This window comes from Chitinophaga silvisoli, from assembly GCF_003412465.1.
Lineage (GTDB): Bacteria > Bacteroidota > Bacteroidia > Chitinophagales > Chitinophagaceae > Chitinophaga > Chitinophaga silvisoli.
Genome location: NZ_QTJV01000001.1, coordinates 892976 through 918450, shown reverse-complemented (window position 1 = coordinate 918450; position 25475 = coordinate 892976). Strand labels below are relative to the sequence as shown.

Annotated in this window: 25 protein-coding genes; 9 read left to right on the top strand and 16 right to left on the bottom strand. The window is 45.8% G+C overall.

The features are described from left to right. The first annotated feature begins 450 nt into the window (after window positions 1-450). The 4 genes from tssD (at window position 451) to DXN04_RS03695 (ending at window position 3531) form a co-directional block, all read left to right on the top strand. Complete coding sequence (tssD, locus tag DXN04_RS03710) at window positions 451-843, top strand: type VI secretion system tube protein TssD (protein ID WP_116851939.1); 393 nt, start codon at window positions 451-453, stop codon at window positions 841-843. Between the two features lie 107 nt (window positions 844-950). Next, on the top strand, window positions 951-2285 hold the full coding sequence (locus DXN04_RS03705) for a hypothetical protein (protein WP_116851938.1): 1335 nt from the start codon (window positions 951-953) through the stop codon (window positions 2283-2285). A 253-nt stretch (window positions 2286-2538) separates the two neighbouring features. Beyond that, a complete protein-coding gene (locus DXN04_RS03700; RefSeq protein ID WP_158568835.1) occupies window positions 2539-3186 on the top strand; it encodes a redoxin domain-containing protein in 648 nt (215 codons plus the stop codon). Window positions 3187-3243: 57 nt separating this feature from the next. Further along, complete coding sequence (locus DXN04_RS03695) at window positions 3244-3531, top strand: hypothetical protein (protein ID WP_116851936.1); 288 nt, start codon at window positions 3244-3246, stop codon at window positions 3529-3531. Here DXN04_RS03695 and DXN04_RS03690 read toward each other — a convergent pair. The 3 genes from DXN04_RS03690 to dnaK all read right to left on the bottom strand — a co-directional run bounded on the left by DXN04_RS03690 (window position 3500) and on the right by dnaK (window position 7757). Continuing rightward, window positions 3500-4732, bottom strand: a complete 1233-nt coding sequence (locus tag DXN04_RS03690) for a DUF6807 domain-containing protein (protein WP_116851935.1) — start codon at window positions 4730-4732, stop codon at window positions 3500-3502. The two genes, DXN04_RS03695 and DXN04_RS03690, sit on opposite strands and share 32 nt — an antisense overlap. Window positions 4733-4738: 6 nt before the next feature. Then, complete coding sequence (locus DXN04_RS03685; protein WP_116851934.1) at window positions 4739-5749, bottom strand: dipeptide epimerase; 1011 nt, start codon at window positions 5747-5749, stop codon at window positions 4739-4741. A 106-nt stretch (window positions 5750-5855) separates the two neighbouring features. Continuing rightward, complete coding sequence (gene dnaK, locus DXN04_RS03680; RefSeq protein WP_116851933.1) at window positions 5856-7757, bottom strand: molecular chaperone DnaK; 1902 nt, start codon at window positions 7755-7757, stop codon at window positions 5856-5858. 183 nt (window positions 7758-7940) lie between these two features. Here dnaK and DXN04_RS03675 point away from each other — a divergent pair, with 183 nt between their 5' ends. Both DXN04_RS03675 and DXN04_RS03670 read left to right on the top strand, forming a co-directional pair. Further along, entirely contained in the window at window positions 7941-8525 is a 585-nt protein-coding gene (locus DXN04_RS03675) for a porin family protein (protein WP_116851932.1), read from the top strand. 88 nt (window positions 8526-8613) lie between these two features. Next, window positions 8614-10539: an arginine--tRNA ligase gene (locus tag DXN04_RS03670; protein ID WP_116851931.1), complete on the top strand. Its 1926-nt coding sequence runs from the start codon at window positions 8614-8616 to the stop codon at window positions 10537-10539. Window positions 10540-10608: 69 nt separating this feature from the next. Here DXN04_RS03670 and DXN04_RS03665 read toward each other — a convergent pair whose 3' ends face one another. The 6 genes from DXN04_RS03665 to DXN04_RS03640 form a co-directional block, all read right to left on the bottom strand. Continuing rightward, window positions 10609-11199, bottom strand: coding sequence for a tetratricopeptide repeat protein (locus DXN04_RS03665; protein ID WP_158568834.1), 591 nt, complete (start codon window positions 11197-11199; stop codon window positions 10609-10611). 60 nt (window positions 11200-11259) lie between these two features. Beyond that, window positions 11260-11748, bottom strand: a complete 489-nt coding sequence (cdd, locus tag DXN04_RS03660; RefSeq protein WP_116851929.1) for a cytidine deaminase — start codon at window positions 11746-11748, stop codon at window positions 11260-11262. Window positions 11749-11922: 174 nt separating this feature from the next. Beyond that, entirely contained in the window at window positions 11923-12408 is a 486-nt protein-coding gene (locus DXN04_RS03655) for a nuclear transport factor 2 family protein (RefSeq protein ID WP_116851928.1), read from the bottom strand. Between the two features lie 156 nt (window positions 12409-12564). Continuing rightward, window positions 12565-13746 (bottom strand): signal peptidase I, encoded by a 1182-nt coding sequence (gene lepB, locus DXN04_RS03650; protein WP_116851927.1) that lies wholly within the window; start codon window positions 13744-13746, stop codon window positions 12565-12567. 102 nt (window positions 13747-13848) lie between these two features. Further along, entirely contained in the window at window positions 13849-14511 is a 663-nt protein-coding gene (locus tag DXN04_RS03645; RefSeq protein WP_116851926.1) for an alpha/beta hydrolase, read from the bottom strand. A 59-nt stretch (window positions 14512-14570) separates the two neighbouring features. Beyond that, window positions 14571-15755, bottom strand: coding sequence for a sigma-54-dependent transcriptional regulator (locus DXN04_RS03640; RefSeq protein WP_116851925.1), 1185 nt, complete (start codon window positions 15753-15755; stop codon window positions 14571-14573). Between the two features lie 193 nt (window positions 15756-15948). Between DXN04_RS03640 and DXN04_RS03635 the strand changes: the two genes are divergently transcribed. Further along, window positions 15949-16758 carry a serine O-acetyltransferase gene (locus tag DXN04_RS03635; protein WP_116852424.1) on the top strand — a complete coding sequence of 270 codons (810 nt, stop codon included), beginning with the start codon at window positions 15949-15951 and terminating at the stop codon, window positions 16756-16758. A gap of 16 nt (window positions 16759-16774) precedes the next feature. Further along, window positions 16775-17662: a cysteine synthase CysM gene (gene cysM / locus DXN04_RS03630; RefSeq protein ID WP_116851924.1), complete on the top strand. Its 888-nt coding sequence runs from the start codon at window positions 16775-16777 to the stop codon at window positions 17660-17662. Window positions 17663-17784: 122 nt separating this feature from the next. Here cysM and DXN04_RS03625 read toward each other — a convergent pair whose 3' ends face one another. Continuing rightward, window positions 17785-18915 carry a pyruvate dehydrogenase complex E1 component subunit beta gene (locus DXN04_RS03625; RefSeq protein ID WP_262512428.1) on the bottom strand — a complete coding sequence of 377 codons (1131 nt, stop codon included), beginning with the start codon at window positions 18913-18915 and terminating at the stop codon, window positions 17785-17787. Between the two features lie 36 nt (window positions 18916-18951). On the opposite strand from DXN04_RS03625, the gene DXN04_RS03620 reads away from it, so the two are divergent. Then, window positions 18952-19590 carry a hypothetical protein gene (locus DXN04_RS03620; RefSeq protein WP_116851923.1) on the top strand — a complete coding sequence of 213 codons (639 nt, stop codon included), beginning with the start codon at window positions 18952-18954 and terminating at the stop codon, window positions 19588-19590. Window positions 19591-19701: 111 nt separating this feature from the next. Here the strand turns inward: DXN04_RS03620 and DXN04_RS03615 are convergent, their stop codons facing one another. From DXN04_RS03615 to DXN04_RS03590, 6 genes are all read right to left on the bottom strand, one after another. Further along, the gene (locus DXN04_RS03615; protein ID WP_116851922.1) at window positions 19702-20874 is read right to left on the bottom strand and encodes an acetyl-CoA C-acyltransferase; all 1173 of its coding nucleotides are present in this window, start codon (window positions 20872-20874) and stop codon (window positions 19702-19704) included. A gap of 149 nt (window positions 20875-21023) precedes the next feature. Beyond that, window positions 21024-21812: a DUF3575 domain-containing protein gene (locus tag DXN04_RS03610; protein ID WP_116851921.1), complete on the bottom strand. Its 789-nt coding sequence runs from the start codon at window positions 21810-21812 to the stop codon at window positions 21024-21026. 18 nt (window positions 21813-21830) lie between these two features. Continuing rightward, entirely contained in the window at window positions 21831-22463 is a 633-nt protein-coding gene (locus tag DXN04_RS03605) for a DUF3575 domain-containing protein (protein WP_116851920.1), read from the bottom strand. Between the two features lie 8 nt (window positions 22464-22471). Continuing rightward, window positions 22472-23212, bottom strand: a complete 741-nt coding sequence (locus DXN04_RS03600; RefSeq protein ID WP_116851919.1) for an LVIVD repeat-containing protein — start codon at window positions 23210-23212, stop codon at window positions 22472-22474. Further along, a complete protein-coding gene (locus tag DXN04_RS03595) occupies window positions 23212-23748 on the bottom strand; it encodes a hypothetical protein (RefSeq protein WP_116851918.1) in 537 nt (178 codons plus the stop codon). Before DXN04_RS03595 ends, DXN04_RS03600 begins: the two co-directional genes overlap by 1 nt. 149 nt (window positions 23749-23897) lie before the next feature. Next, window positions 23898-25472, bottom strand: a complete 1575-nt coding sequence (locus tag DXN04_RS03590) for a RagB/SusD family nutrient uptake outer membrane protein (protein WP_116851917.1) — start codon at window positions 25470-25472, stop codon at window positions 23898-23900. Window positions 25473-25475 lie beyond the last annotated feature (3 nt).

The window sequence follows — 25475 nt, the reverse complement described above, 5'->3', positions numbered from 1 at the left end:
ATATAGTTATATTCATTACGGTAATAGTTAAACGACTACAATTCAATCAGATTTAATCACAATGCAACGTAAATTTAAATTCAATTTATTTATCATTTTAAAATTAATCATTAAACGATAAGCATTAATTTTTTATTTTATTAAGCCGCATTTGAAAAGTAATTTTAATCGAAGAAGCGTCGAACTAGCGTCGAAGAAGCGTCGAAGAACGGTCGAAGAAGCGTCGAAGAACGGTCGAAGAACAGTCGAAGAACAGTCGAAGAACAGTCGAACAATCCCCTTGCAGCATTTGAAGAACATTCGAACAAAAAAAATTCCCAATATCTACCAGAATATTTATTTTCGTGCTGACCATATTTACTTAGAGCGTTAATCCGGCATCTGAAATTGATATAACCCCAATTCATTTGCTGCACCATAAATTTATTGTTAAAACAAAACCTTCAAGGTATGTCATTCAAAGCAGTAATGCGATTAGACGGAGAAGAAATCAATGTACTGGACTGTCAGTATTCTTTTACCCAACACACAGATCATAATGGTAAACCCGCCGCCCGCCCTATCGGGGGATCTTTGACTGTATTGCTTGAATCAGACGGCGACACCAATCTGTTTGACTGGATGATCTCTAATACGCAAACCAAGAGTGGCAGTATTATCTTCTATCGCCGCGATGCTATGTCCAAAATGAAAGAGCTTAAATTTACCGATGCTTACTGTGTAGAATATTTTGAGCACTTCAAAGCCAGTGGTGAAATTCCCATGCAGGTAAAACTTGTACTCTCCGCCAGAGAACTACAGCTCGGTAGCTCTACCTTCCAGAATCCATGGCCACAGGCTTAAAGTGGATGAGATGAAGCTATATCAAAAGTCATTTGAATGTGCTGCTACTGCAGGCTTCCGGTATTTGGAATCAGCCATGAGTGTTGAAAGGGAAACAATAAAGTAGCATGAATGAACATAATCCGATTGCCCAACTGGTCATGAAAATCCAGCAGGCCTGGATGGAAAAGGTATCCGGCAATCCAAACCTACATTTTGTACGCGTACTGATCAAACCCGAAGAATCGCGGGTATATGAAGGCTTTTGTAAACTGGAATCGACACAACACGGAAGATTGCCGGAAGTGTTTGTAACGCAGCTCACTGATTTCGAAGACAATGATACTTTTAGCGCTGCATTAATGAAAGACTGGCTGGCGGAATATGATAAAAGTGAAGAGATTATTGCACAGGCAGATTTTAAATGGGATCCACAGCCATGGCGCAGCACTGACACCCACCAACGGGATGAAGCGTTTCTTTCTATGCTGGGTTCATTTCGTACTGCTTTGTCAAAAGACTTAGTGCTCGCACTCATTCCAAGACAAGTAAGCAATACTCTTCACTTAAAAAACTGGATCATCACCTTATTAAAAAAAGGCATGCCTCAAGGTGTAAAGATCATGTTAATTGACCATGTAGGCAAAGAACAATTCGCTATTGCAGATAAGCAATTCCCGGGCATGATCTGTAACCTGCATGTACCTATGAATTTATCAGATGCTATCCAGAAACTGGCAGGACAAGGCGATCCAAACAATCCCGAAATCATGCTGCGGAAATGTGTGTTTGAAATGGGGAATGCATTAAAGGACAAAGACCTGAAACGCTTACACAGATGGGGCCAGCAGGCATTAGACTGTACACAACGAAGCGGCAACAAAGGCCTCTTTGCCACCGCGCATATTATGTACGCAGGCCTGCTCTTTCATTATAAACGTGAACCACAGATCCCACAATTATTAGAAAGAGGTTTACGCATTGCCAAACAAGGAATGACACAGAATGATCCCGCCTGCCTGCCACTGGTCATACAGTTCTACGGCTACCAGGCAGCCTATGCACAGATCCGAAGACGATTCTCCGAAGCCATTCCTCTCTATATACAACAGGCCGAATTTGCAGAACAACAACACATGCAGACCGCAGCGCTGAATGCATGGTACCAGGCAGCAGAATTGTGCAGACGAAAAGATGCAGGCCGCTATTACGATGTACTTGAAAAAGGATATAAAGCAGGTCTCAGTTTATCCGATGACGAAGTCAGCGCCTCTATCTATATCTATATCCTCCGGGATTACTATAATTATGCCTTCTCCAATAAGCAGACCAGTATCGTCCATGAAATAGATGCAAAAATGAACCGTTTATTTGGCCCGGAATGGAAAACTGACGTGGATAATATCCGGAAAAACCGGGCTCCGATGCCCCTCCCCCTGGAAATATCCAACTTAAGCAACTGATAATCAATCTTAAAAAATATTACCCTACAAAGTTGGTAGAGTAATAATAATTCCCTTATCTTTGTGTTGTTAATAACAGGCAATCATCTAAAAATTTATCACATGCCTAACAAGACAACATCAGAAAAATTCAATGGCCAATTTTGTTCTACAACCCCAGGTGCCTGCTGTTGTATGTGCATGTGACCCTAGCCTTTTATTCCGTTTCTTAAAAATCGAACTACCATTAACAAATCAAATCAACCTTACTACCATGGCCACTAACAATAATAATTTATATAGATACGCTGATATCGCTCCTGAATTTGAAGTTGAATTTTTTCCTAAAAGAAGTCAGGACAGAACACCGATCAATCCATTACAGGCAGGTGAGCATTTACCTACCTTCCATATACATAAAAAGAACATCATTGCTACTTCTGATACGCTCAAAACACTGAATGGTTCCCTGCCTGTTACACAGGTGATAGACCGTCCGCTGGTACTGGCGTTTCACTCTATTCACTGGAATAATTATGGTAATACCCTGCTGGAAAAACTGCAGGAAGTATATGCTGATATCCGTGTACTGGGTGGTCAGCTGCTGGTAGCAACTACTGATGATAAACAAACTTTCGAAAACGCAACCGCGCAATACCAGCTGCCATTTGCTACCATCTTTGACCAGTACAATGGTATTGCAAAGAAAGCAGGTTTGTATGCTAGCACCGATCCTATCTGGGACAGAGTAGCAGGCATTGAAGCAGACGTACCGGTTCCGGGTATCTACGTACTTACCCCTTCTCTGAAGATTGTGTATGCCAGTGTAGATAAGTGGTTTGACCAGCCGTTTGCAAAAGAAGCCTTACTGGAAGCTTTGGAAGCAGCCAGCCAGGAACAGGAACACGCTATCGCAATTTAAAATCTTAGATATTAGAACAGTTAAAAAAGCTTTTGTCTTCCGGCAAAAGCTTTTTTTATGTATATTACTATCATGTCTACAAAACGTCATGATGAAGATGTCTCCACCTGGACCACTGTCGTCTGGACGACCCTCCTTACCCTCGTTGGATTTGGTTTTGCTTTCTTGCGGTACATGCAGTTTTACCATAATTTCGATGCAGGGAGCTTTAACCAGCTTTCCAGGATAGAACGATTCATATACCGGGCTACCGGTCAGTGGGGCCTCATCGTCATCCTGCTGCTCATGGGTTTTGTGGGCCTCTTTAACGCTATTATTGCTTACCGGGAAGTAAGACGCAGGTAATCCCGGGCGGATGCGCATATGCCTGCCACGCAGCTTCTGCTTCTGCAACTGACAGATCATTATCAAACACCACTACACGATAACGTTGCCTGTATTCCCTGCCGTAATTTAATCGCCATTCCTTCATCTTCGTCGGACTATAATTCAACATCAGTTCTCCATGTTCTGCTTTATCGTCCCAAATACGCAAAGGTTGCGGTGCGTCAAAATTGTCAGGTGCACAGAGGATTAACATGCCAGAACGGCCTTTGGCTGTATTGCCCGTAATCTTTACCCAGCGGGCACGGGTACTGTCTGTATTATTCCGGGTGGTACCGGCATCGGTGATCAATGTGGTGTTATCACCCTTCCATTCCGCAGTAGCACGTAAACCAAATCCGCCGCCATACCTGTATTGCAGCATTGTGATGCCATCAGGGGTGGCACAGTTCAGGGTAGAAGTATAGTCCCATGTATAGCGGGTAGTATCTGAACCGCTGTGATATACTTTTACATCCAGCAGTTCATCCATGACCTTGTCCGACCCTGCTATATGGGCCTGTAAAGCCTTGAAACCACCATATACATTGCCCATGGTTTTACTTACAAAACTTACGAATTCCACGCGACCTTCCCTTTTCTGCAGATTCCAGAAGTCTACTTCTTTCCCCCCGGTTTTCGTATGTGTCCAGGGGTTCCAGATGCCGTAATGATGATAATGATCTTTCGGCTGAATATTGGTCAGCACCTGCCCGTTAGGGGCATATAAAGGGTGGATAAATCCACTGCGCTGATAAATACTATCTACACCCGGAGGTGCTTTCATCACTGACGCATGGTATTTTAAACGGGCTTTGCCAAAATCGGTGATAATCAATCCATCTGTGCTATCAGGCATCACCCACATGGCATTTATTGTCAATTTTGGCTGGCGTGCCTTCTCTTCCAGCTCAAATACCCTTGTTTCTCCTGCCCGGGTATTCCCTTCCAGCAGTATCCAGATATTCCCGGGTTCGAGCTGAAATGGCCTTTGAATGCGTTCATTTCCCTTCAGCTCTACCAGCTGTAATTCCTCTGCATCTACCAAAGTATCGAAAGCACAATGAAGGGGTAAATCCGCGCAGGGATAAGCTCCTGCTTTTACTGTAAAACGGGCTATCTGCTGTGCCTGCAAAAGGATGGAGCAGCACAGCAACAGAACAAGGGTTACTGTATATTTCATAACGTTTTATTTCAGGATTGCACCTGTACCGGGCCTGTCGGCATAGTAGATTTTCCCATCTACGATCTTTACGCCATCCGCCACATCTTCCGCCAGTAACAAGGGACCATCCATATCCACATAATCCAGGTAAGGCAACAGGTGAGCTACTGCCGATGTACCTACTGTACTTTCATTCATGCTCCCCGTCATCAATTTCAATCCCAGTTGCCTTGCTTCAGCGATCATCCTGCGGGCAGGCGTGATGCCCCCGCACTTGGTAAGCTTAATATTGATGCCATGAAACAGGCCTTTGCAGGCGGCTACATCCGATTCGGTAATACAGCTTTCATCAGCAATCAGTGGCAATGCGGATTTTGCAAACACCTCTTTCATCCCTTCCCTGTTTTCAGCAGGCATGGGTTGTTCTATAAACTCTACGCCCAGTTCCGCGAAGGCAGCTGCGTTTCGCAAGGTTTCTTCCACTCCCCAGGCACAGTTTGCATCGACCCTGAAGGTGGCATTTGTATGCCTGCGTAATTCTTTTATGATAGCAATGTCATCCTTTGTACCCAGCTTGATCTTATAGATCGGCCAGGGAAATTCTTCCAGCTTCTTCACCATGTTCTCCACCGTATCGATCCCGATTGTATAATCCGTCATTGGGTTATGAGAAATGTCCAGTCCCCACACTTCATACAGCTTCTTCCCCTGCATTTTAGCATACAGGTCATGTGCTGCCAGGTCCAGTGCACAGAGTGCAAAGAGATTATCTTTCAGCAGTGGATACATAGTTTCCCAGAATGCTTCAGGAGTAGTGAGATGATAGTTTTCTATAAGGGCACGGTGAGCGTTGATATCTTCCATGAGTTTGGGTACGGTGATGTGATAATAGGCATTATCAGCAGTTTCCCCCAGACCACTAAAACCATCCTGTTCAAGTGCTACGACCAGTAAGGGTTGTACATCTTTGGACTTGCGCGAAATCGTGAATGTATATCTGAACTTTAATTCGAAAGGATGTAGTGTCAATTGCATAGGATATAAATATAATAAAACTGGTATTGTATTTTATAAAAAAGCCCAAAAAAAAGAGGATGTACCATTGTTATGATACATCCTCTTTTAACTATTTGATGGAAGCTTATTTCACTTCTTCGAATTCTGCATCGGTTACACCGTCGTTACCTGCTGCACTGCCCTGAGGTGCTCCCTGGCCGCCTTGTGCGCCGCCCTGAGCATCCTGAGTAGCTTTGTACATTTCTTCACTTGCTGCAGTCCATGCACCGTTCAGTTCAGCAACTGCTGCATCTACAGCTGTAACTTCCTGAGTTTTGTGCGCTTCTTTCAGCTTAGCCAGTGCCGCTTCGATCGGCGCTTTTTTATCAGCAGAGATCTTGTCACCGTATTCCTTCAGTTGTTTTTCTGTCTGGAAGATCAGGCTGTCTGCCTGGTTCAGTTTCTCGATCTTTTCGCGTGCTTCTTTATCTGTAGACTCATTCGCTTTCGCTTCAGCCTTCATCTTTTCGATTTCTTCCTTGCTCAAGCCGCTACCTGCTTCGATACGGATGTTCTGGCTCTTACCAGTTCCTTTATCTTTCGCAGTTACGTGCAGGATACCGTTTGCATCGATGTCGAAGGTTACTTCGATCTGAGGCACACCGCGTGGAGCAGGTGGAATATCGCTCAGAATGAAACGGCCCAGTGTACGGTTTTGGTTAGCCATTGGACGCTCACCCTGCAGGATGTGGATTTCAACGCTAGGCTGGTTATCAGCTGCGGTAGAGAAGGTTTCAGATTTCTTGCTTGGAATAGTTGTGTTAGACTCGATCAGTTTGGTCATTACACCACCCATTGTTTCGATACCGAGAGACAGTGGAGTTACGTCCAGCAGCAGTACATCTTTTACTTCACCGGTCAGTACACCACCCTGGATAGCAGCACCAATTGCTACTACTTCGTCAGGGTTCACACCTCTGTTTGGTTTCTTACCAAAGAATTTCTCAACCACTTCCTGGATCTTAGGAATACGGGTAGAACCACCTACCAGGATTACCTCATCGATTTCAGAAGCACCCATACCTGCATCTTTCAGTGCTTTACGGCAAGGTTCCAGTGTTCTTTCCACCAGGCTGTCGCTCAGCTGCTCGAATTTAGCACGGGTCAGTTTCTTCACCATGTGTTTAGGCACGCCGTCAACAGCGGTGATATAAGGCAGGTTGATTTCAGTTTCCTGAGAAGAAGAGAGTTCGATCTTCGCTTTCTCTGCTGCTTCTTTCAGACGCTGCCATGCCATTGGATCTTTGTGCAGGTCAACCGCTTCGTCCTTCTTGAACTCTTCAGCCAGCCAGTCCATGATCACTTTATCGAAGTCATCACCACCCAGGTGAGTATCACCGTTGGTAGATTTTACTTCAAATACGCCATCACCCAGCTCCAGTACGGATACGTCGAACGTACCACCACCTAAGTCGAATACAGCGATTTTGCTATCCTGGTGTTTCTTGTCCATACCGTAAGCCAGTGCAGCTGCGGTAGGTTCGTTGATGATACGGCGTACATTCAGACCAGCGATTTCACCAGCCTCTTTTGTAGCCTGACGCTGTGCGTCATTAAAGTAAGCAGGAACAGTGATAACTGCTTCGTTTACTTCCTGACCCAGGTAGTCTTCAGCAGTTTTCTTCATTTTCTGAAGAATCATTGCAGAGATCTCCTGCGGTGTATATAATCTACCGTCGATGTCAATACGGGTAGTATTGTTTTCACCTCTGGCTACTTTATAACTCCAGTGAGGAATTTCATTAGACACTTCGTCAAAGTGGCGTCCCATAAAACGCTTCACTGACATGATGGTGTTAACGGGGTTTGTGATAGCCTGACGTTTTGCTGGGTCACCTACTTTTCTTTCCCCATTCTTCAAAAACGCCACCACAGAAGGGGTCGTCCTACGACCTTCATCATTTGCGATTACTACCGGCTCGTTACCTTCCATTACGGCAACGCAAGAGTTGGTAGTTCCTAAGTCGATACCTATTATCTTTCCCATAGTTTATATAATTCTCGATTGTAGTTGTAGATAGATTGTCTTCTATCCGCTATAAGTCAATCTTTATGCCAATGGGATATAACATGAAATTATGTCAGTCGAGGTTGTCAGTATCGTGGAGGGCCTTACCCATAAAGGTTCGGCATAATATTTGACTTTGAAGCGAAAATTTGACCTTATATTATGAAAAAATCTATCCTCGCTGTACTGCTGGTAGCCTGCGCTGCTGTAGGAGCCAAAGCACAAACCCTCACTTTTGGCGTGAAAGGCGGTTTAAACGTTGCCAAACTGACAAACATCGATGATTCCCACACCAGGGCATCCATTTACGCAGGTGGTTTTGCCAATTTTGCGCTCAATGACATGTTTGCCATTCAGCCGGAACTGCTGTACTCCGGCCAGGGATATTACTACAGGGACGCTTTCGATAATAAGTATACTACCAAACTGGGTTATATCAACATCCCGGTGATGTTCCAGGTACACCTGGTAGAGGAGTTCTTCCTGGAAGCAGGTCCTCAGGTAGGTTTCCTGGCATCCGCCAAGGCAAAAGCAGGCAAAGTAACCGTTGATATCAAAGATGATATGTCAACTGCTGATTTTGGCGTAGGATTCGGCCTGGGCTACCAGTTCCCTATCGGCGTAGGTGTTACCGCCCGCTATATGTTTGGGCTGACAGATGCTTACAAGAATGCTACTGAAGCCCACAAGAACAGTGTAGCGAGCATAGGTCTGACCTATACCTTCAATAAGAAGTTTAAGTTATAAGTACAATGCTAATTTTTATAGAAAACGCTCCCATCTGAGGTGGGAGCGTTTTTTATTTTACCTTTGCCGTTCGCAACAATGTTTCAGCATGAGTGTAGTATTAAATATTAAAACGGCTGCGGCCACCGCCATCAAGGCCCTGTTTGACCAGGATGTTCCTGCACAGGATATCGCTATCAATTCTACCAAACCTGAGTTTGAAGGAGAATACACTATCCTCGTGTTCCCTTTCACCAAATTCAGCCGACTGAAACCGGAAGATACTGCCGATAAACTGGGAACCTACCTGGTGGCAAATTTCCCAGACCTGATTGCTGGCTATAATGTCATCAAGGGGTTTCTAAACCTGTCCATTGCTGAAAAGTACTGGGTACAGGACCTGCAACAGCGCTTCAACAACAGAAATATTGGCAGAAAACCAGCTAATGGCCAGAAGGTAATGGTGGAGTACTCCTCCCCTAACACCAACAAACCACTTCACCTGGGTCACCTCCGCAATAACTTCCTCGGTTACTCCGTATCCGAAATACTGAAAGCCAATGGTTATGAAGTCATCAAGGCAAACCTTGTCAATGACAGGGGTATTCATATCTGTAAATCCATGCTCGCATGGCAGATCTTTGCCCATGGCGATACCCCGCAAAGCACCGGTATTAAAGGTGATCACCTGGTAGGCGATTACTACGTGAAGTTCGAAACCATCCTGAAAGAACAGACAGCACCTATCATGACAAGGGCGCTGGAAAATGATTTCAGAGACTTCAGCGGCGAGGACCTCGACAAAGTACAGAAACTGGTCACGGCCTCCCAAAAACCTGAAGTAAAGGCCGATGCTGAAAAGTCCAAAAAGATCCTCGATGACATCAGGGAACTGGCCAGGAAACAAACAGAGATCATGCAGCAGGCTAAGATCATGCTGCAACAGTGGGAAGCCGGTAATCCTGAAGTACGCGCTCTCTGGAGTACTATGAATGGCTGGGTGTACGAAGGCTTTGAGCAGACTTACAAACGCCTCGGCATCAACTTCGATAAGATGTACTATGAGAGCAATACCTACCTCTTAGGTAAAGATCTCGTAGAAGACGGCCTTCGCAAAGGCGTTTTATTCAAAAAAGAAGACAACTCCGTTTGGATTGACCTCACCGCTGACGGCCTGGATGAAAAACTCCTGCTGCGTGGCGATGGTACCTCTGTATATATCACACAGGACCTGGGCACTGCCCGTCTCAAGTACGAAGACTTCCACATGGACCGTAGCGTATATGTGGTAGCCGATGAGCAGAATTATCACTTCAAAGTACTGCAACTGATCCTGCAAAAAATGCAGGAACCGGGTGCCGATGGCATCTTCCACCTGTCTTACGGCATGGTTGAATTGCCCCATGGCCGTATGAAAAGCCGTGAAGGTACCGTAGTAGATGCAGATGACCTGATCGATGAAATGATTGTGACAGCAAAGGAAAATACTGATTCAGAAAAACTGAAAGACCTGAGTGATGATGAGATGGATGCACTGTATGAAATGATTGGCCTGGGTGGTCTGAAATTCTTCCTGCTGCGTGTGGATCCTAAGAAGAAAATGGTCTTCGATCCAAAGGAATCTATCGATCTCCATGGCTTTACCGGTGCTTTCGTTCAATATGGCCATGCACGTATCAAATCAATACTCCGCGACTTACAGCCTGATGTCACAAAGCTGGAAGGCTACTGTCATAAGGGCAGCCTGTTGCCACTGGAGAAAGAGCTGATCCTGCTGAATGAGCAGTATGATACTGTGTTGGAAGAAGCGGCAAAGGAAATGAGTCCATCTGTCATTGCTAACTATGTATATAAACTGACCCAGACGTTCAACAGCTTCTATGCTGCGAAAGAAGATGGCGTATATACATACGCGGTAAGAAATGCGGAATCGCCTGAAAAGCAGAAACTGCGTACGCAGATCATTATGCTGACGGCTAATACTATTACTGCGGCAATGAAACTGTTAGGTATAAATGTACCTGAGAGAATGTAATCATATTATACTAAAAACGGAGGCTGCTTTTTAAAAAGCAGCCTCCGTTTTTTATTCAGCTGTATGTATTTATAAGTCTGCAGTTGCCTGCTCACACCACTCTTCCCCCTTCTTCTTATCACCGTGTTCCATATAAGATTTGCCAAGCATGAACATGGCAAATGCATTCTTTGGCTGAATGCGCAACAATTGCTCCCAGTAAATGATGGCTTGTTTGTAATCCTGCTGCTGGTAATAAGCCTGCGCAATAGTCTGCAGAGCCACGGTATCATTTGGACGCAGGTTCAGACAATGATTCAGGTGATGAATCCCCTTGTTGTATTGTTTGGATTGCAGGCAGGCAGTACCCAGGTGCAGGTAGTAATCAGCATCCCGCTTATATCCTTTTTCTCCTGCTTCTTCAAATGCAGCTGCCGACTCAGCAAACTGGCGGTTATTAAAGTAAATAACACCTAATGCATAATAAAAGAGTGGCTCCTTAGGTTCCTTTTCTATAGCTGCTTTGATAGCATGCAGGTAGGAGCTGTCTCCTCCCGGAGATTCACTATTATAATACATGATAGCAGGACATATTGGATTGAGTTCCCCCTGGCATGGAATCATTCTATAACGTGTGCGGCTGTAAGCAGTGTGCACAGTAAGCACAGCCAGTATTAGCATACATAGGATACGGATATACAACATAGGTTTGAGTAGACCGTAAAGATAATCAAATTCTCTCTACTCCATATCTTCTGCTGTGAATCCGAATGGCAGCAGGTGTTTGGCTGTCTGTAAGATGTAAACTTTTCCGCTCTGCCCGCTCATGATGATGCGAATGGGGGTATTTTGCCTGTTTTCATATTCGGTGATGGTCTGCCGGCAGATTCCACAGGGGGAAATGGGGGCATCGTTTTTCCCTCCGTTATGATTGTTGTAGCTCACAGCAATTGTATCGATGGCTACACCAGGGTAGAGGGAACTGGCCGCAGATAAAGCTGTTCTTTCCGCACAGATGCCTACAGGGAAAGAAGCGTTTTCCTGGTTAGTTCCTTTCACTGTTTCCCCGTTTTCTAAATGGATTACAGCGCCTACAAAGAAATTGGAATAAGGTGCATAGGCTTGCTCAGTCACTTTGCGGGCGGCACTCAGCAGTTGCTGATCTGCAGGTGTCAGTTCGCTGATATCTGAAAAAGAGGTGTATTCAAATGTAAATTGTTGCGTCGTCATGCCTGAAATTACGAAAAAAATGCTTCTGCCTTTGGCATCCGCATTTTTCGGCCGTGTTGTAGTTTGAATGATACCGGGTTGTATGGTAAATGGACTTCGCTCAAAGGTTTGCAGGAAAGGGTGATTATTGTTGTTAATTGGAATTTTCAGAATGGATGAAAGGCCGCCGGGGCGCTATTTGGCCCGGTGATCATAGCTCAATGCTTCGCTTGCTTTCCATTTTCCATCGACTAATAACCAGACAATCGTAAATCTTGCTACACCTGCCTGGTGACGTTCCTTGCCCTTCTCCGTCATATAAAAAGCATGGTCACCATTTTCAATGGCCCCATATAGCACGCCATTTTTCTCTAAGGGAAACACCTGGAGCGAACCGGGGATTAATAACCTTTCCATTTTATACTCCTGCTTGCAGATGCCGGTTTGCATGCTTTCAATAAAGGCGGCTTTGCCGGAGGTAATACCACCTTTATCATGAAAAAACCGGAAATCATCTGCAACAATATCATTGTAGGGGGCAAGGTTACAGGTATTAAAACCGATATCGAAGATGAGGCTATCCCCGGTTTTGATAGCTTTATACAGGGCACTGGTATCGGCTACCTGTGCGAAAAGTTGCGTGCTGATGAGACAAAAACAACAAAGGAAGAAGGCTTTCATGTGTCATTGATTTTATAACACAAAGAAAGGGGAGCCATGTGAGGCGGGAAAAAAGAACTGACGAACTGAAGGAAATCAATGACAGAAAAGCTGCTGAAACAAAAAAGCTATTGTCCGAAGACAATAGCTTTTTTGATATTTATAAGGTCTGTTTGCTTATTTGATCGTGCGGAACAGGCGGCTCCAGCGAATACTGCCTTTACCATAACTCATCCAGATCAACCATGCCTTACCTACGATATGATCTTCCGGAACGAAACCCCAGTAACGGGAGTCCAGTGAGTTATCGCGGTTATCTCCCATCATCCAGTAGTAGTTCATCTTGAATGTGTAGGAGTCAGCCGGTTTACCGTTGATAGAGATCTGACCGTTGTTAATTTCCAGTTTGTTGCCTTCGTACACGCTGATAATACGATCGTAGAAAGCAATATTAGAAGCATCTATCTTCACTGTTACCCCTTTTTTAGGGATGTACATCGGCCCGAAATTGTGTTCTGTCCAATGATAGTGTGCAGTATCGTGCGGGAACACAGCTACTTCTTCAGCACTTGGATTTACAAATGGCGTGAGGTTTTTCACTACCGGCCAGGACTTGAGGGTTGCTGCTGCTGCCGGAGTCAGGTTATACCTGTACTTAGCAGAATCATAAGGGCCGTCAGTACCGGGATCGATGTCCATTTCATCCAGGCGGGAAGGGTTCAGGGCATCGCCTGTAGTAGTTACCCAGTAACGGCGCTCGCTCTCCGGTGGAATAGGAGCCTGTTGCCCGTTGATGAATACAACACCATCTTTTATAGAAAGGGTATCACCTGCAACACCCATACATCTCTTAATATAGTTCTCTCTTTTATCTACCGGGCGGGAAATCACATGGTTCTGCTCCCACACTGCATCACGGCCAAAAGCACGCACCATCTGGTAGTAGCTCTGGTCCTGGTTTTCCAGGGCCACAGTATCACCTTCCGGGAAGTTGAACACCACTACATCATAGCGCTTTACATCCGAGAAACCAGGTAAACGTCTGTATTTCCAATGTACTGCTTCAGAATAGGCTTTGGAATATTTTGTAAAAGGCAGGGTATGATGTGTGAAAGGTACTGCCAGCGGCGTCATTGGGATACGGGGGCCGTAACTGATTTTGCTTACGAACAGGAAATCGTTCACCAGCAAAGTTTTTTCCATAGACGGGGTAGGAATAGTGTATGCCTCAAAAATAAAAGTGCGGATCAAAGTAGCAGCGATGATGGCGAATATGGCTGCATCAAACCACTCTCTTACGGCAGATTTTTTCTTCTTTGGCTGACCCTCGTTATTCTTTTTCCAAAAAGCCAGGTTCATTCAGATGGTGTTTAAGATAGTTAATTTTACAAATATAATATTCTGTCGTTTGCAAGCTACTGAATAACAGATAAAAGTTTTCTTAAAATATTTTAACCTTGTTTAGTTCAGCTCGTTTTTTAGTATGGCGCTGATTTCCTTCGCCCTGTTGTAGACCATAAAGTGGCCTCCGTCGGGAATCACATAATCCGCCTTGACGGTATGGATGGGTAAAGTAAGGTCTTTCCCACCATGGATGTGCACCAGTGGGGAGGGCACCGTTTCGTTTTCCCAGCCGATCAGGACCCTGATTGCCCAGCGGAGGTACACAAAATCAGTATTCTTCACATAATCCAGGAGTAATTCCTTCTCTGCCGGCGATTCGGCCTTCAAAAAGAAAGGAATGATCAGGTTGCGGTGCTTTCCAAACAGGATGGCATCCGGCAAAGCCAGTAGTGCCAGCAGGCGGGTACGGCGAACCAGGTTAAAATAGACTGGACGCTCAGCGCTGGTCTTGATGCTGCTGATCAGGATTACCTTGCTCACCGGGCGCTGCCGGGCTATTTCTATTGAGAGGATGCCGCCCATAGATACACCTACCAGGGTGATATCTTCATCGGCTGGAATGTGGGCTGTCATGCGGGAAGCGTAACCGGCAAGGGGTTCATCCGGCAATGGGGTAAGCCAGGGAATGAAATGGAGCGTATACTGATCCGGGAAAGTAATGTTTTGAAACACCCGTTCATCGGAGCCCATACCACTAAGCAAGTATAGGTGTTTTGCCATGGGAATAACAATTGGGAAAAACGCTCCCACCCTGGGCAGGAGCGTTTTCTTAAATATGATCAGGCATTCACTTTCTTCTTATCTCTCGCAGGTACGACGTAGTCTACCACGTCTTCGGTGGTGATGGTCTTGCCTGACAGGATGACGAGTCGTGCTACCACGTTGCCCAGTTCACGGATATTACCGGACCAGTTGTGGTTCTGCAGCGCTTTCATAGCATCCTTCTCAATACCTTTTTTCGCCATACCGTACTCCTGGCAGGCACTTTCCAGGAAATGTTCTACCAGGGCAGGGATATCGTCACGACGATCGTTCAGCGAAGGAACGTGAATCAGGATCACGCTGAGACGGTGATAGAGGTCAAGACGGAAGTTTTTGTCTTCCACCTCTTTCAGCAGGTCTTTGTTGGTAGCGGCTACCACACGCACATCCACGCTGATTTCCTTATCGCCACCCACCCGGGTGATCTTGCCTTCCTGAAGGGCACGGAGTACCTTGGCCTGTGCGCTGAGGCTCATATCGCCAATTTCATCGAGGAAGAGGGTACCGCCGTTCGCCTGTTCGAATTTACCAATACGTTGTTTTACGGCAGAGGTGAAGGAGCCTTTTTCATGACCAAAGAGCTCACTTTCTATCAGTTCGCTGGGTATAGCAGCGCAGTTTACTTCTACGATAGGACCAGCTGCACGGTGGCTGCGCTCATGGAGCCAGCGGGCTACCAGTTCCTTACCCACCCCGTTTTCACCTGTTACCAGTACACGGGCATCGGTAGGTGCCACCTTTTCGATGGTTTCCTTGATCTTGAGGATAGGAGCTGACTGGCCGATCATTTCCTGGGTTCTGTTCACTTTGCGGCGGAGCACCTTGGTTTCTGCCACAAGGGTACTCTTGTCCATCGCATTGCGCAGGGTGACTAACAACCTGTTCAGATCCGGTGGTTTGGAGATATAATCATATGCTCCCTTTTTTACGGCTTCTACCGCTGTATCGATATTGCCATGGCCTGACACCATCACAATGGGAACATCCGGATTGGCTTCTTTGGCTTTTTCCAGAAATTCCAGCCCATCCATCTTGGGCATTTTAATATCACAAAGCACTGCATCGTACTGCTTGTCTTTAAACATCTTAAAGCCTTCAGCACCATCCGCAGCTTCGTCTACTTTGTAGCCCTCATAGCTTAAGATCTCCGACAGTGTTTTGCGGATACTCTTTTCGTCATCGATTATCAGAATGTTGGCCATATCTTGGTTTTAGTGAACAACAGGCAAAAATAATATAAAAAAGGATTGGGTAACAAATCGCATTTCGGGGGATCTTTTGACAGGAAAATGAAAGCTATGCACTACCAAATGATATTTATCTACTACTTTTATGGACTTTTCCGTAATTTCAGGAAATAGGAAGATTCACTATAGGCCTGTAATTCACTTGCATATGCAACAACTTTTAGAAGAATTAAGAAGGAGGCACCAGCAGGCTGCTGCAACTGCCTATCCCTCGACCAGTGCGGTAAACGATTTTGCGAATAATTTTATCAATTGGTTATTCCCCGAATACCAGGGAAAGGTGATGCCTGATCTCGTGTTGCTGGAAGAATACGCGCACATGTTGCAAAATGAATTGCAACACCTCTTACAACCCATGCAAACACAGTTGCCGGGTGATGCTGCTAAGCTGAGCCAGCAGTTCATGGCCCAGGCACCAGATATTTATGATGCACTGAATAAGGATGCAGAAGCCTTGCTGCAGGGAGACCCCGCAGCCACCTGCCTTTATGAGGTGATCAGGGCCTATCCCGGTTTTTATGCAATTGCATTTTACCGGGTAGCTCATGCTTTACAGCGACTTCACGTCCCTCTCCTGCCCCGTATGATTACTGAGCAGGCCCATAGCCGTACCGGCATCGACATACATCCTGCTGCAGTCATCGCTCCCTACTTTTGCATGGACCATGGAACAGGGATCGTAATTGGTGAAACCACCGAAATCGGTGCACATGTAAAACTCTACCAGGGTGTCACACTGGGTGCCCTGAGTGTGGATAAGGATATGGCCAGGAGCAAAAGGCACCCGACGATCGAAGACCACGTAGTAATCTATGCCGGCGCTACCATCCTGGGCGGGGATACCGTAGTAGGCCATCACAGCATTATCGGTGGTAATGTATGGCTGATCAAGAGTACAGAGCCTTTCAGCAGGATCTACTACAAGGCAGACGGGAGTATGAACACAGTGAACGTGTGATAAAACAATATAACTGATGCAAGGAAAAGGAATTTTGGAATTGGTAGGCAACACGCCTATGGTTACGCTGAAAAACATCAGCGCCAATCCGAATGTGACCATTCTGGCAAAGCTGGAAGGCACCAACCCGGGAGGTAGTGTGAAAGACAGGGCGGCTTATGGCATGATCAAAGGCGCACTGGACAGAGGAGAACTGAAACCCGGAATTAAACTGATAGAAGCGACCAGCGGCAATACCGGTATTGCACTGGCCATGATCGCCAGCCTGTTTGGCGTAGAGATAGAACTGGTAATGCCGGAAGATGCTACCAGGGAAAGGGTACTGACCATGGAAGCCTTTGGTGCAAAAGTGATTCTCACTCCTAAGGAGCAGTCTATGGAAGGGTCTATTGATTATGCCAATGCCCAGGTGGCCAAGGGCGGGTATCATATGCTCAACCAGTTCGGCAACCCGGATAACTATGGTATGCACTACAAGACTACCGGACCTGAGATCTGGAGAGATACAGAGGGTACTGTGACGCACTTTGTGAGTGCTATGGGTACTACGGGTACGATTATGGGAGTTTCCAAATACCTGAAAGAAGTGAATGAAGCCGTGCAGATAGTGGGTTGTCAGCCTACAGACGGGTCGAAAATTCCCGGCATCCGTAAATGGCCGGAGGCTTACCTGCCGAAGATTTTTGATCGCCAGCGGGTAGACAGGATTATGGATATAGCGGAGGAAGAGGCGAAGATCATGACGAGGAGACTGGCGAAGGAAGAAGGAGTCTTCTGTGGGATGAGTAGTGGTGGTGCGGTGTCTGCAGCTGAGAGATTGTCGAGGGAGTTGGATAAAGGGGTGATCGTGTGTATAATATGTGATAGAGGAGACAGGTATTTGTCTTCAGATTTGTTCGGATGATCATTAGGTTTAAAAACTAATTCATTCGGACTGATTTATCCGGTTGAAAACAATCTGACAATTTGGTTTAAAATAAAAAAGCCGCCTCTATTGAGACGGCTTTTTCTATTTCCCTGAAATAATTACTTCTTCATGTACATTACTTCTTTCACCAGTTTTACTGTTCTTTCCACATCAGGCAGATATGCTTTCACCAGGTTTGGTGCATAGTGCATAGGCGCATCAGCAGCAGTAATACGACGAATAGGAGCATCCAGGTAGTCGAAACCTTCCTTCTGGATTCTGTAAGAGATCTCGGAAGAAATGCTGGAGAATGGCCACTGTTCTTCAACGATCACCAGGCGGTTAGTCTTCTTAACAGACTCCAGGATGGTGAACCAGTCCAGCGGGCGAATAGTACGGAGGTCAATTACTTCTGCCTCGATACCTTCTTTAGCCAGTTCTTCAGCTGCACCCAGTGCAACCTTCATCATTTTATTGAAAGATACGATGGTAACGTCTCTACCAGCGCGTTTGATATCAGCTTTACCAATAGGAATGATGTACTCTTCTTCAGGTACTTCACCCATATCACCATACATCTGCTCGCTCTCCATGAACACAACCGGATCATTGTCACGGATAGCCGCTTTCAACAGACCTTTAGCATCGTATGGGTTGGAAACAGAGATAACTTTTAAACCTGGGATATTTGCATAGTAGCTTTCAAAAGCAGTGGAGTGCTGAGCACCCAGCTGACCAGCAGAACCGTTAGGGCCGCGGAATACGATCGGGCAACCTACCTGTCCACCACTCATAGCGAGCATTTTAGAAGCAGTATTCAGGATCTGGTCCAGGGCCAGTACGGCGAAGTTCCAGGTCATGAATTCCAGAACCGGACGAAGCCCGTTCTGAGCAGCACCTACTCCGATTGCAGTAAAACCCAGCTCGGCAATAGGGGTATCTATCACTCTTTTTGCCCCAAATTCATCCAGCATTCCCTGGCTAACTTTATAGGCACCATTGTATTCGGCTACTTCCTCTCCCATCAGGAAAACCCGCTCGTCACGGCGCATTTCTTCCTGTAAGGCTTCTCGTAAGGCTTGTCTGAAAGCTATCTGACGCATGCTGTTACTCTTAAAGTTTGAAAGATGATTGCCTTTGTTTTTCTCAAAGGCAGGGGCAAAATTATTGTTTAATGGTGAAAAAAGCAAAGATAAATTGATAGCTGCCTGCTTCGGTGGCTCACAAGCTTTTCTATTTAAATAATACATATATATTATATATATTAGCTGCGAATATCCTTACCTATGTTTACCTTAACTGTCCTATCTATCTGCTTCCTTGCAGCCATCTCCTGCAAGATCAAAAAGGTGAAAGCACCTGTCATCACCCAGCTGATGTGGTATTTCCACCTCTCCATGCTCTTTTTCTCCGTACTCTGCGTGATCCTCCTCATTGCCGGCTATGGGTTTAAAGGCACTTACACCGAAAGAGTCTTCTTCACCTTTTACGCAGGTTCTGCCATCATTTTATACGGCCTTACCCAACCAGAGGTGACCGGAAAAAGAGTTTACCTGGCAGCATTCTATTGCTTCCCCTTCGTACTGGCAGCAGGCCTGCTCCTGCCTCCTTTACGTACCCTGGCAGTAATTATGGGGTTGGGACTCCTGTCGGACGCAAAACTGGAAAGGTACCGGATAGATGATGACTTTGCCCTGCAAACCAAGACTATAGATATCATAGACAGGCATCCTACTTTTAGCCTGGTACAGGATAAATATTATTTATTCGAAAAGATTACCAGTGATGTGATTATGCCGGAAAAGAATATCCTGGCGGTAAAGATGGAAAAAAGAGGAAAGGATAGCGTATGGCTCCGATTGAATATGGTGGAAGAAACCGGGAAAGGGGCAAAACTGGATACGACCTTAAGCTTATATAGATAAGAGGTTGTAGCAAAAGTAATTTCCCGGATTTATCCGGGAACCTGATGGAGAGAATTTTCTTTTATTGAATGCTAAATTCCATCCTATTACTTTTGATACAACCTCTTTTTTTTAGACTCTTTCGATGATAATGGCACTCGCTCCTCCGCCTCCGTTACAAATCCCCGCCACTCCATATCTTGCATTATTCTGATGCAGTATTGAATTCAGCGTCACTACAATCCTCGCTCCGCTACAACCGATCGGATGCCCCAGGGCTACTGCCCCACCCCACACATTCACCTTCTCCATATCCAGGCCCAGGTCCCGCTGATTTGCAATCGGCACACAGGAAAATGCTTCATTGATTTCCGCAAAATCCATCTGATCGATGCTCATTCCCGCTTTCTTCAGGGCATTGTTCACCGCTTTCACAGGCGTAGTGGTAAACCATTCGGGGGCCTGAGAGGCATCTGCAAAACTGATGATCTTTGCCAATGGCTTCAAACCCAGTTCTTTCAGCTTCTCACCGCTGACCAAAACGACTGCGGCAGCCCCATCGTTGATGTTGGAAGCATTTGCAGCTGTAATAGTACCGTCTTTCTGGAATGTGGGTTTGAGTGTTGGGATCTTTTCGAAGTTAACCTTTTTATAATCTTCATCTTCGGCGACTGTAACGACTGTTTTTCCGGGGATTTCTACTGGTACGATCTCATTTTTAAAATATCCTTTCTCAAAGGCGGCTGCCGCTCGTTTATAACTCCGCGAGGCATATTCATCCTGTTCCTCCCGCGATATTTTATATTCAGTGGCGCAGATCTCAGCTGCATTGCCCATGTGAAAGTCCTTGTATGGATCCCAGAGGCCATCCCGGATAATACCGTCCGACAGTGTACCATGACCGAGTTTGTATCCGTTTCTTGCCTTATCCAGGTAATAAGGTACGGCACTCATATTCTCCATGCCACCAGCCACGACCACATCATTATCTCCCAGCAGGATGCTCTGCGCTCCCAGCATAATAGATTTCATGCCCGAGGCACAGACCTTATTTACAGTGGTACAAGGCACGGTATCCGGCAGTCCGGCATAGATACTCGCCTGGTTGGCTGGTGCCTGTCCCAGGTTGGCACTGAGTACATTGCCCATAAATACTTCATTGACAGCACTCGCTGCAACACCCGCCTGTTCCAGGGCGGCTTTGATTACAATTGCTCCCATCCGGGTAGCTGGCAGGGTCGACAAAGCGCCATTAAACGAGCCGATTGGGGTACGCACAGCGGCGACAATAAATACTTCTTTCATTCCGTGAATTCTTTAAGATTGATTTGGTGACTATCAACCAAATATAACGGAATCGGCAACGGTATCCAAAACCGGAACGATTCGAAAGAGTAGATCATTTCACATTTAATCCCAAAAGCAATACATACCCATCCATTAATTATAAGCCGTCAAAACCTATACCCCAACTTCACACAAACCGGCAGATACGCATACTGGTTCGGGTACATATACCCATATTTATAAGAGAACCCGAAATCAGTCGGGACATTTGGATCATTTCTCCTATTTGCCAGGAAAGCCGTCCGTTCAGCCGAACGACCCGGAAAACGCTTCCACTTCCCCCCTACTCCCATATACACCTCCAACGCCAGGCGGTGCCTTTCCCTATCCAGGTATTTCTTAAACCCAAAAATGAACGCATACCCCAGCATCCGCTTATTCTCTACCGTCGTTTTCGCAGCTGTAAAACTCGGTCCTCCTGCCATCCCATCATCCGGCAGTGATGTATATGCCTTGTAATGCACTTGTGTAAACAAAGCTCCCACTCCTACAAAAGGCATGATCTTATGGTGCCTGGGCAGGATATAATATTTCAGGTCCGGTTGAAAACGAAAACCATAATGCGGAAAATCGTCTGAACCGGTATAAAGCACCCAGCTCCCCTGTAATCCCACTTCCAGGTGTTTTGAAAACCTGTATTCCACCCACAATGATGGTCCTGCATCTTCCTCTGCCAATGAAAGGAAGTTCGTACCCACAGTCAGCCCAGGCTCACTGGGAGATGGAGGCCTTGAGTTCCGTGCCTGATCTTTGATATATTTCTTCCTCAACTTTTCTTTACGAATCAATTCTGCCTTTGTTCGTCTTATTGACTTCTCCGGGTTCAGGCCAATGTCCTGTGACCTACCTTCCAATGCAAACATGAGGGTTATATAAATGAGTAATGTTCTCTTCATATTCTAAACAATCTGTGATTATAAACGATATCCGAATCTTACTTTAAATGGCACATCCGGCAGCCAGCCCTCTGTATCAAACAAGGGCTTACGTCCGCGCTTCATACTCCCCTCAGGTGGACGCTGAATGAAATGTGTCCCTTTCCATCTGAACCCTGATCCCACAGAGAGCTCCACAAAGAATTTCTCTTTCTTTCCCCCAAAATTGGATTGCACGCCAAAACGCCCTCCAAAAGCAAACACCTGCTTTTGCTTCTCAAAAGTTCTCAGTTCCTCGTATACCTGTTCATTATCTTCATAATGCGGGATGATGTAGTCTTCAAATGAATTCACCTGTTTATATAAAGCCTGCGCAGCAAAAAACCATTTATAACGATGCTTTCTGCCGGGGAGAAAGAACTTTATCTCCGGTGTAAATCGGAAACCATGACTTTCTGCGTCCCAATCGTTTGCATCGTATAAGATCCACTGCCCTTCCAGTGCTACGCTGATATTATTTTTGATTCGGTACTCCAGTCCCAGCGCCGGCCCACCATCAAATTCTGTAAATGAAGGTACGTTCACGAAAATGCGCATCCCCTTCAAAGATGATTGTGCCCTGGCTACCATCATGCAACCCGTCAGCAAAAAAATAAAGTATAATTGTTTCATGCTTTGAATCAGTTTGGAAACTGTGAAATCAATACAGGTTTTTGAGGATTGCTGATGTCATAGCAATCCAGTGTGCTTTTTGTCCGGGCATACAGCCTGGTGCCGGCAATTTGTAACTGATAACAGGCCCTGGCGGGAAACGAAGTTTTCACAGTATTGCCGGGTATATCCACTACGACTAATCCATCTTTCTCATTGGATACATAAAGGGTATTTTCTGTTGCTACCATGCCGGATACATTTTCCATGTAAATACTACCTGCCAATTCAGGGGTAGCAGTAGTGTTTATGTTGTAGATCCGCACACTGTTATCAGGATTTTCGCCGGTACAGGAATAACCTGGTTTATCAGTGACGAATGCTTTATCACCATATAAGGCGACTTTATTACAACTCCCCCATGGCCAATAGATGCCTGAACTGTTGAAAGCTCCCGAAGACACATCAAATACATCTGTGCCATAAAAATTGTCACGGCATACCACGAGATTTTGATGATACATGTATAAAGAATCTATCCCTGCGCTCAGATGCTGACGATCTTTTTCTGCAGGAGTAGCAGGTTGGGAAATGTCGTAACTGACTAAATCGGCATTATCGGCAATAAACAGGTTATTGCCATCGATGATGATGCCTGCCTGTGCCACCGTTTTGTAAGGTGCTACATAACGTACGCTGACAGGAGTAGAAGTAGACATCAATAAGGGGGCTGACAGTAAGAACAGATAGCGTATGTAAATTTTCTTCATTATCTACGGCATTTTACAGAGGTTCCGGAAAGGTCTTCACTAAGTTTCCAGGCAACGATAGTGCCTTTGGTCGTGTCGGCGCATTCAAAGAGTACACCGGTGAAGGGAGGATAATCGTCCAGGTGCCATGCCTGTGAAATCCTGCCTGCTTCCTGCATGGTAGTGAAACTGTTCAGGCGAATGGTGACAAGATCGTCGTAGTTACTGACGTACAGGTAGTCGCCTTTGATAGCAGCAGCGCGGAAACCGGGAATGCTGATGAAAGCCAGTTTCTTGGGATGAGCAGGATCCTGGTAAGAGATGACATGTAAACCGGCGTCTTTTTCTTCTTCCAGTACATAATCGCCGGAGGTGTAAAGATTTCCACCGTTAAGGGTGGAACGGGGAGCTAGGAAACGAACATGCTTTGTGCTGGGGTCTGCATTATAAACGGGTTCGTAGGGGGTCGAACTGGTGTCCCATTCATTCTCCGACCTACAGGCATTTAATAGTAACAGTCCCCCGAACAAGGTACAGAATAACAGTCGGGTAGGCATAAAGATTTTTAAGTAAAGCGAAATATAGGGGCCGCAAGTTACTTTATGTTGGAGATATTAACATGCCTTTAACTAGTGGGCTACACAAATACTAAAAAAGCTCCTGCATATGCAGGAGCTTTTTTAGTATTGGCGGGGGATTGACTAAATCACCATCCTGTGTTATTGGGCAATGCTGCCGAATTCACAGAAATTTCAGACTGAGGAACTGGCCAGAGATAATCACGTGGATTGGTAAAGTTCCTGGTTTCAATCACTACATGACTACCGTAATCAGAACGGCTTGCATCATAATTGTTCAGGATACCATGTGCTACTCCCGGCATTACATTCTCAGCTATTTTCCAGCGACGGATGTCGAAAATGCGGTTATCTTCCATTGGGAACTCCACATGTCTTTCACGACGTACCAACTGTCTCAGTGCTTCCTGTGTAGGCGCAGTAGCTGCAGTTACAGCAGGCATCCCTACTCCCGGACGCTGTCTTACCAGGTTGATCGCATCATACACTGACTGGTCGATCTGGTTCAACTCAATTTTTGCTTCTGCATACGTCAGCAGCACCTCTGCATAACGCATCAGCACCATGTCATTGTAAGAGTTACTATCCCAGTTACCATTAATATCAGCAGGCACATATTTCTTGTAATAATAACCAGTGAATGAAGCATTGTTTTTACCCAGGGCATCCAGGCCACTCTTATTGGTTACATCAATCACTACACCATTCAGGGTATCTCCTGGAGTTACCACCACCTTTCTCAAACGTGGGTCACGATTTTTGAAAGGATTCGCTGGATCATAGAGCGGAGACTGATCGATAGGCAAACCATCGGTACATTCAAACGCATCTACGAGGGATTGCAAAGGTACTACCTGTGACCAGCCCCCCATTGAAGGACCACCCACCCAGGTAGCTATTGCATTTGCTTTGGTCGTCTTCACATAACCTGCTGTCAGGATCAGTTCCAGGCTATTCTTGTTTGTACCGTTGAACAGGCTGTTGTAGTTCGCATCAATCTGGTAGTAACCCAGGTCCATTACTGCTTTAGCAGCAGTAGCAGCATTTGCATAATCGCCTTCGTAGAGCAGTGTACGTGCTTTCAGTGCCAATGCAGCACCACGGGTAATTCTACCCTGATCAGTAGAACCATAGGAGACAGGCAGTAACGGTGCAATGGCATCCATTTCATCTACGATCCATTTCGCTACCGTAGCACGGGGTGTACGTGCCTGGGTGAATTCAGATGCTGATGGCGTATGGTCTCTGAACACAACGTCGCCATACAGCCCGATCAGCTGCTGATAGGAATACGCCCTGATAAAACGTGCTTCGCTTTTCAGACGTGCTTTCAGGTCAGCATCCATATTCACCCTGTCAATATTATCCGTCACATCATTACAGGTGGCAATCATGTGGTATAAATTGCTCCAGAAGTTGGCAAAGGTACCTGTACTGATAGAACCACTACCGTTGCCCACCAGCCTTACATCACTAGGCCAGTCGCTCCAGCTGTAACTATCATCTGTAGCACAGGAAATGAAGATGCGGTTATCCACATCACCCAGACGTGTATAACAATTGTTTACAGCATTGGTGGCATCTGTGGCAGTCGCCCAGTAAGTTGCCTGGCTGGTACTGGATTGTGGCTGATCATCCAGTTGCTTATTACAACCGGCAAATGCGATTCCACCCAGCATTATTAAGATCGATAATTTCTTCATGGC